Genomic DNA, 6,974 nt, shown 5'->3' on the forward strand with positions numbered 1-6,974 from the left:
AATTTTGTAGAAATTGGATTTTCTACTCAAAATTGGAGTAATAGATGGCTATTGGATGAAAAAAGAATAAAGGCCGTCTGAAAAATATCCAGCTATAAAAGGGTATTTCAAAAGCAGCTAAAGTTTTGCTGACTATACATTTCAGACGGCCTTCAGTATGATTCAAGGCGTTTTGATAATTGCAGAAACCACCAACCATGAGCCAACGTCAGATTATCCTCGATACGGAAACTACGGGTCTTTATCCTGAAAACGGCGACCGTCTGGTCGAATTTGCCGGCTTGGAAATGATCAACCGCCAAATGACCGACTCCAAACTTCATTTATATGTCCACCCCGAACGCGATATGCCGGAGGAAGCGGCGAAGGTGCATGGTTTGACGATTGAAGCATTGGAAGCAAAGAATGCGCCGCCGTTTGCCCAAGTGGGTGAACAGATTGCCGACTTTATCCGTGGCGCAGAGCTAATTATCCATAATGCCAAGTTTGACGTCGGCTTTCTGAATATGGAATTCCGTCGCATGGGTTTGCCTTCTGTTGAGGAACTTGGTTGCAAAGTCACCGATACGCTGGCTATGGCGCGTGAAATGTTCCCGGGGCAAAAGGCGAGTTTGGATGCGTTGTGTAACCGCTTTTCCGTTGACCGCAGCAAACGTGTTTTGCACGGCGCGTTAATCGACTGCGAGCTTTTGGGTGAAGTCTATCTTGCCATGACGCGTCAGCAGTTCGACCTGATGGGCGGCGAGGCGGAAGAAGAGGGCGAAGTTAAACAAACCGTTATTGCGGAAACCAAACGTACGTCGCAGTTGAAAGTCATCAAAGCCAATGCGGACGAGTTGGCCGCACATGAAAAATATTTGGATGATTTGGGCGATGCGTGTGTATGGCGCAAGGCCGAAACACCAGATGAGGCCAATGCCGGAGCGTCAGCATGATGCGCCGCAATATCGCTTTGATTCCTGCTGCTGGTGTGGGAACGCGATTTGGCGCAGGCAAACCCAAACAATATGTTGAAATCAATGGTAAAACCGTATTGCAACATACCATAGAAATCTTTGAGCAACACCCTTGTATAGATTTAATTGCCGTTATCCTTTCGCCGGAAGATTCGGTTTTTCAGACGGCCCTGTCTGAGAAAGTACGCGTCTTTCGAGTAGGCGGCGCAAGTCGTGCTGAAACGGTACGCAACGGCGTATCTACTTTATTAGAACAAGGTTTAGCCGATATGCAAGACAATATTTTGGTTCATGATGCCGCGCGCTGTTGCCTACCTGCTGAAGCGTTAACGCGTTTGCTTGATGAGGCGGGCGAGAGCAATGAAGGCGGTATTTTGGCCATACCGGTGGCCGATACGCTCAAGCGGGTAGATGGCAATCATCATATTGATGAAACCGTTGCGCGCGCAGGATTATGGCAGGCGCAGACGCCGCAGCTTTTTCAGACGGCCTTGTTACACCGTGCTTTATCGGTTGATGATTTGAGTGAGATTACGGATGAAGCATCGGCGGTTGAAAAACTGGGTATCCGGCCGCGCTTGGTGCAGGGTGATACGCGCAATTTGAAATTAACGCTGCCGCAAGACGAATACATTGTTAGATTGTTGCTCAAGGCCGTCTGAACAATTAAAACCCATTATTTAAGGAAACAATATGAATATCCGTATCGGACAGGGCTACGATGTCCATCAGTTGGTTGAAGGCCGAGATTTAATACTCGGCGGCGTCAATATTCCGTTTGAAAAAGGCTTGCTGGGTCATTCAGATGCCGATGCGCTTTTGCATGCGATTACCGATGCTCTGTTGGGTGCGGCCGGTTTGGGCGATATCGGCAGTCATTTTCCTGATACTGCCGCCGAATTCAAAGATGCCGACAGCCGTGTGTTGTTGCGCGAGGCTTATCAAAGCGTGCAGGCATTGGGTTGGAAGGTGGTTAATGTCGATACGACCGTGATTGCGCAAAAGCCAAAACTTGCGCCACACATTCCGGCAATGCGCGCCAATATTGCTGCAGATTTAGGTTTGCCTGAAAACTGCGTGAACATCAAGGGCAAAACCAACGAAAAACTTGGCTATCTGGGACGTATGGAAGCCATTGAAGCACAAGCGACAGTATTGCTGATTAAAGCCTAAGAGCTTAAAATTACTTTATTATTCAAACTGAAAGACTGACAATATGGCAACTCAAGACGAACTTAAACGCATTGCCGCCGAAAAAGCGGTGGAATTTGTTCCTGAAAACGAATACATCGGTATCGGTACCGGCTCTACCATCAACTTCTTTATCGAAGCTTTGGGTAAAAGTGGTAAGAAAATCAAGGGTGCCGTGTCTACTTCTAAAAAATCCAGCGAGCTTTTGGCGAAATACGAGATTCCAGAAGTTTCACTGAATGAAGTGATGGGTTTGGCGGTTTATGTTGACGGCGCAGACGAAGTTAACCACGCGCTGCAAATGATTAAAGGCGGCGGTGGTGCGCATTTGAACGAAAAAATCGTGGCCAGCGCATCCGATAAATTTGTCTGTATCGCCGATGAAAGCAAATATGTTTCCCGCTTGGGCAAATTTCCATTGCCGGTAGAAGTGGTTGAAAATGCCCGTTCGCTGGTGTCGCGCAAACTGCTTGCCATGGGCGGGCAGCCTGAGTTGCGTGTCGGCTATACTACTTTCTATGGCAACCAAATCGTCGATGTTCACGGCCTCAATATCGACCAAGCCCTGAAAATGGAAGATGAAATCAATAAAATTACCGGCGTACTCGAAAACGGTATTTTTGCCCGCGATGCCGCCGATGTGTTGGTTTTGGGTACGGCAGAAGGCGCAAAAGTCATCCTGCCTTGTCAGGATTAATGAAGATTAATCAATCTTAAAAGGCCGGCTGAAAGTGCATTAGGTCTTTCAGACGGCCTTCAATTTGGCAAAATATGCAAATCAGTAAAATTATAAAATGGTTGCCCGTTGTTTTATCCGTTTTGGGCGCGCTTGGTTACAGCTCACGCGATACCGAGTTGATTCGTACCGGGGTAAGCGTTGCTGCAACATTGGCACAAGGCGATAATATCGGTTTGGAAAAGGTCAATGAATGGCTAGGTGAAAATGTCGTCAAAGCCACCTCTGACACCAAAGCTGAAGCTAAACCCAAACCCAAACCGGAACAAAAACAAAAGTCATCGCGACAATCCTACACATACAACGGAAAAATCATCAAAATCCATGATGGCGATACCATGCACATTATCGATAGCGATGGCAGGAAACACAAAATCCGCATGGCCTATATCGATGCGCCGGAAATCAACCAGGCTTATGGTACGCAATCACGAGACAATCTGATTGATGCCGCATTGCATAAAAAAGCCAAAGTCCGCGTGTTTGAAGCCGACCGTTACCAGCGCGAAGTTGCCCAAGTATCAGTCGGCACGATTGACCTGAATTTGATGCAAATACGGGATGGCGCCGCATGGCATTATGAAAGTTATGCCAAAAAACAACAAAGTAAAACCGCTTACACTGACTATTCGGCCGCACAAAAACAAGCCAAGGAAAAGCGTAAAGGCTTATGGAAAAAAGACAATCCGCAAGCACCTTGGCAATTTCGCCGTCAAAACCACGAGCAGCAGAACGGTAATAAAAAGCAGTCTGATAAACAATGGTTTGGGATTTGGTAAGTTTTAAGAAAGAGGCCGTCTGAAAACTTTCAGAGAGCCTTTAATCATTAAGGTTTAGTATTAAGATAAGAATGAGTGGCAGGTTTCTGATTGGAAGGTAAGAGAAATAAAAGTGTAATGTAATATTTTTAAGAAGGGCAGATATGAAAAAAGACACCATTAGTTGGTGTCTTTAGTATCTGGCAGAGAGGAAGGGATTCGAACCCTCGATACGCTATTCACGTATACACGCTTTCCAGGCGTGCGACTTAAACCACTCATCCACCTCTCTGTGGACTATTATCCTGACTTGTTATTCAGAATAATGTGAAAACTTAACTGATTGATTTATCAGTGGTGCCCAGGAGAAGACTCGAACTTCCACACCCGTGAGGATACTAGCACCTGAAGCTAGCGCGTCTACCAATTCCGCCACCTGGGCAATTTAAATTTTCTTAAGCAAAGAAGCACCAAATTATTTGGTGCCCAGGAGAAGACTCGAACTTCCACGCCCGTGAGGACACTAGCACCTGAAGCTAGCGCGTCTACCAATTCCGCCACCTGGGCTTTGCTTTATTCTTCAATTTAAGGTAGAGTTGACTACCTGAACTGCGAAGAAGCAGCTATTATATATTTTAAAAAAAGAATGTCAACTATCAAAATGAACAAAAATACTAAATCTTTAAATTTACGAGAAAAAGACCCGTATTTGGAGCGGGAGAAACAACGTTACTCTCATCCGTTGCCCAGCCGTGAGTGGGTCATTGAATTATTGGAACAAAAAGGTGTGCCGACAAAAATCGAAGCTTTGGCACATGAATTGTCGATTACAGAAGATGAATATGAATTCTTCGAACGCCGTCTGAAAGCGATGGCACGTGATGGTCAGGTGTTGATCAACCGACGTGGCGCGGTATGCGCGGCAGAAAAATTGGCATTGGTTAAATGCCGTGTCGAAGCGCATAAAGACGGCTTTGGTTTTGCCGTGCCGCTAACGCCGACGGGCGAAGGCGATTTCGTTTTGTATGAGCGTCAGATGCGCGGCGTGATGCACGGGGATATTGTTACCGTTCGTCCTGCCGGTATCGACCGCAGAGGCCGTCGTGAAGGTACAGTTTTGGATGTGGTGGAGCGTGCGCAGTCTAAAGTGGTCGGCCGTTTTTATATGGATCGCGGCGTGGCCATTTTGGAGGCCGAAGACAAGCGTTTGAGCCAAAGTATCGTGTTAGAGCCTGAAAGTGTGGCGCAATTTAAACCGCAATCCGGCCAAGTGATTGTGGCTGAAATTGAGACGTATCCTGAAGCGCATCGTCCTGCTGTGGCTAAGTTAATTGAAGTGTTGGGCGATTATGCCGACAGCGGTATGGAAATCGAAATCGCTGTGCGCAAGCACCATTTGCCTCATCAATTCAGCGAAGCATGTGTCAAAGCTGCGAAGAAAATTCCCGATCATGTGCGTAAAACCGACTTGAAAGGGCGCGTGGACTTACGCGATTTGCCTCTGGTAACCATTGACGGCGAAACTGCACGGGACTTTGACGATGCGGTTTTTGCTGAAAAAGTCGGCCGCAATTACCGTTTGGTGGTAGCGATTGCCGATGTCAGCCATTATGTCCGTCCTGATGACGGAATTGATGTAGATGCTCAGGAACGCAGTACCAGCGTGTATTTCCCACGCCGTGTGATTCCGATGCTGCCGGAGAAGTTGTCCAACGGTATCTGCTCGCTCAATCCTGATGTTGAACGCCTGTGTATGGTGTGCGATATGATGATTACCTATGCCGGCAATATCAAGGAATACCGTTTCTATCCGGCAGTAATGCGTTCGCATGCGCGACTGACTTACAATCAAGTTTGGGATTGGATTTCAGACGGCCGGGATCATCCGTCTAAACCGCAAATTGATACTCTGTATAAGTTATTTAAAATCTTGCAGAAAAAACGTTTCGAGCGTGGCGCGGTTGAGTTTGAGAGCGTTGAGACTCAGATGATTTTTGATGACAACGGTAAAATCGACAAGATCGTTCCCGTTGTCCGCAATGATGCGCACAAGCTGATTGAAGAATGTATGTTGGCGGCGAATGTTTGCGCGGCAGAATTTTTGCTGAAAAACAAACATACTGCTTTGTTCCGCAATCACTTGGGCCCGACTCCCGAAAAACTGGCCACTTTACGCGAGCAGCTTGGTTTGCTGGGGCTGAGTTTGGGTGGCGGTGATAATCCGACGCCGAAAGACTATGCTGCGCTTGCCGAGCAATTCAAAAAACGTCCAGACGCGGAATTGTTACAAGTAATGATGTTGCGTTCTATGCAGCAGGCGGTTTATGAGCCGCATTGCGACGGTCACTTTGGTCTGGCTTATAGCGCATATGCACACTTTACTTCGCCTATCCGCCGTTATCCAGATTTGACGGTCCATCGTGCTATTAAGGCTGTATTGAACGGACAAACTTACCAGCCCAATAAAACTTGGCAGGCTTTGGGCGTGCATACCTCTTTCTGCGAGCGCCGAGCCGATGAAGCCAGCCGCGATGTGGAAAACTGGCTGAAAACTTATTATATGCGCGACAAAGTCGGCGAAGTCTTCAGCGGCAAGATTTCGGGCATGACCAGTTTCGGTATTTTTGTAACCTTGGACGATATTCATATTGACGGCTTGGTTCATATCAGTGATTTGGGAGAAGATTATTTCAACTTCCGTCCTGAAATTATGGCGATTGAGGGCGAACGCAGCAGTGTCCGTTTCAACATGGGTGATACGGTCACTGTAAAAGTCGCGCGTGCTGATTTGGATACCAGCAAGATTGATTTGACCTTAATCAGCGGCGGTTCAGTTGGTAAGAAACGCGGCAGTAGAAAAGCGAAATCTGTGAGTAAGCCGACAGCTGTTGACAAGCCTGTCGAAAAGCGTAAGCGTAAACTTTCGGCTAAAGAAATTGATGAAGCGTTGGCTACTCCCGTGAAGGCAAAGAAGAGCAAGGTGAAAAGTAAACCTACCTCCAAGCCTGCCAAGTCAAGCAAACCTAAAGCCGCAAGCAAGAAAAAAGCGCAGACGAAAACAGCTTCTGTTAAAGCTGGGCATAAAAATAATGCTCAAGGTAAAAGTGTGAAGATTAAAGTGAAGAAAGCTGCTAAGAAATAAGCTGTATTCAATTCAGGCCGTCTGAAAAGTTTCAGACGGCCTGAATTTGTGATTTTATGAAGACAACCAAGGATAAATAAGATGATAAAACTATACGGTATTCCCAATTGCGATACGGTTAAAAAAGCGCGCAGTTGGTTGGTGGAAAACAGATCGGAGGAGCGTCGTGTAGGGAAAGAGTGTAGATCTCG

At 46.8% G+C, this 6,974-nt stretch carries 6 protein-coding genes and 3 tRNA genes; 6 read left to right on the plus strand and 3 right to left on the minus strand.

The window, feature by feature from the left end; all coding sequences use genetic code 11:
* The first annotated feature begins 197 nt into the window (after positions 1-197).
* The 5 genes from dnaQ to Q1M25_RS06860 all read left to right on the plus strand — a co-directional run bounded on the left by dnaQ (position 198) and on the right by Q1M25_RS06860 (position 3,662).
* Positions 198-935, plus strand: a complete 738-nt coding sequence (gene dnaQ, locus Q1M25_RS06840; RefSeq protein WP_300483258.1) for a DNA polymerase III subunit epsilon — start codon at positions 198-200, stop codon at positions 933-935.
* Complete coding sequence (ispD, locus tag Q1M25_RS06845; protein ID WP_300483247.1) at positions 932-1,618, plus strand: 2-C-methyl-D-erythritol 4-phosphate cytidylyltransferase; 687 nt, start codon at positions 932-934, stop codon at positions 1,616-1,618. Before dnaQ ends, ispD begins: the two co-directional genes overlap by 4 nt.
* Before the next feature lie 31 nt (positions 1,619-1,649).
* Complete coding sequence (ispF, locus tag Q1M25_RS06850) at positions 1,650-2,129, plus strand: 2-C-methyl-D-erythritol 2,4-cyclodiphosphate synthase (RefSeq protein ID WP_300483250.1); 480 nt, start codon at positions 1,650-1,652, stop codon at positions 2,127-2,129.
* A gap of 43 nt (positions 2,130-2,172) precedes the next feature.
* Positions 2,173-2,844: a ribose-5-phosphate isomerase RpiA gene (gene rpiA, locus Q1M25_RS06855; protein ID WP_003679072.1), complete on the plus strand. Its 672-nt coding sequence runs from the start codon at positions 2,173-2,175 to the stop codon at positions 2,842-2,844.
* Positions 2,845-2,918: 74 nt separating this feature from the next.
* Positions 2,919-3,662, plus strand: a complete 744-nt coding sequence (locus tag Q1M25_RS06860) for a thermonuclease family protein (RefSeq protein ID WP_300483254.1) — start codon at positions 2,919-2,921, stop codon at positions 3,660-3,662.
* A 180-nt stretch (positions 3,663-3,842) separates the two neighbouring features.
* Here the strand turns inward: Q1M25_RS06860 and Q1M25_RS06865 are convergent.
* The 3 genes from Q1M25_RS06865 to Q1M25_RS06875 all read right to left on the minus strand — a co-directional run bounded on the left by Q1M25_RS06865 (position 3,843) and on the right by Q1M25_RS06875 (position 4,208).
* Positions 3,843-3,933 (minus strand) — tRNA-Ser (locus Q1M25_RS06865).
* Positions 3,934-3,996: 63 nt separating this feature from the next.
* Positions 3,997-4,083, minus strand: a tRNA-Leu gene (locus tag Q1M25_RS06870).
* A gap of 38 nt (positions 4,084-4,121) precedes the next feature.
* A tRNA-Leu gene (locus Q1M25_RS06875) sits at positions 4,122-4,208 on the minus strand.
* Positions 4,209-4,287: 79 nt separating this feature from the next.
* Between Q1M25_RS06875 and rnr the strand changes: the two genes are divergently transcribed.
* Positions 4,288-6,783, plus strand: coding sequence for a ribonuclease R (gene rnr / locus Q1M25_RS06880; protein WP_300483256.1), 2,496 nt, complete (start codon positions 4,288-4,290; stop codon positions 6,781-6,783).
* Positions 6,784-6,974: the final 191 nt, after the last annotated feature.

The sequence above is a fragment of the uncultured Neisseria sp. genome (genome assembly GCF_951230505.1).
Taxonomy (GTDB): domain Bacteria; phylum Pseudomonadota; class Gammaproteobacteria; order Burkholderiales; family Neisseriaceae; genus Neisseria.

Coding starts and splice junctions, on each gene's coding strand:
- rpiA (WP_003679072.1), top strand. CDS start 2,173: ATGGCAACTCAAGACGAACTTAAACGCATTGCCGCCGAAAAAGCGGTG.
- dnaQ (WP_300483258.1), top strand. CDS start 198: ATGAGCCAACGTCAGATTATCCTCGATACGGAAACTACGGGTCTTTAT.
- rnr (WP_300483256.1), top strand. CDS start 4,288: ATGTCAACTATCAAAATGAACAAAAATACTAAATCTTTAAATTTACGA.
- ispF (WP_300483250.1), top strand. CDS start 1,650: ATGAATATCCGTATCGGACAGGGCTACGATGTCCATCAGTTGGTTGAA.
- ispD (WP_300483247.1), top strand. CDS start 932: ATGATGCGCCGCAATATCGCTTTGATTCCTGCTGCTGGTGTGGGAACG.
- Q1M25_RS06860 (WP_300483254.1), top strand. CDS start 2,919: ATGCAAATCAGTAAAATTATAAAATGGTTGCCCGTTGTTTTATCCGTT.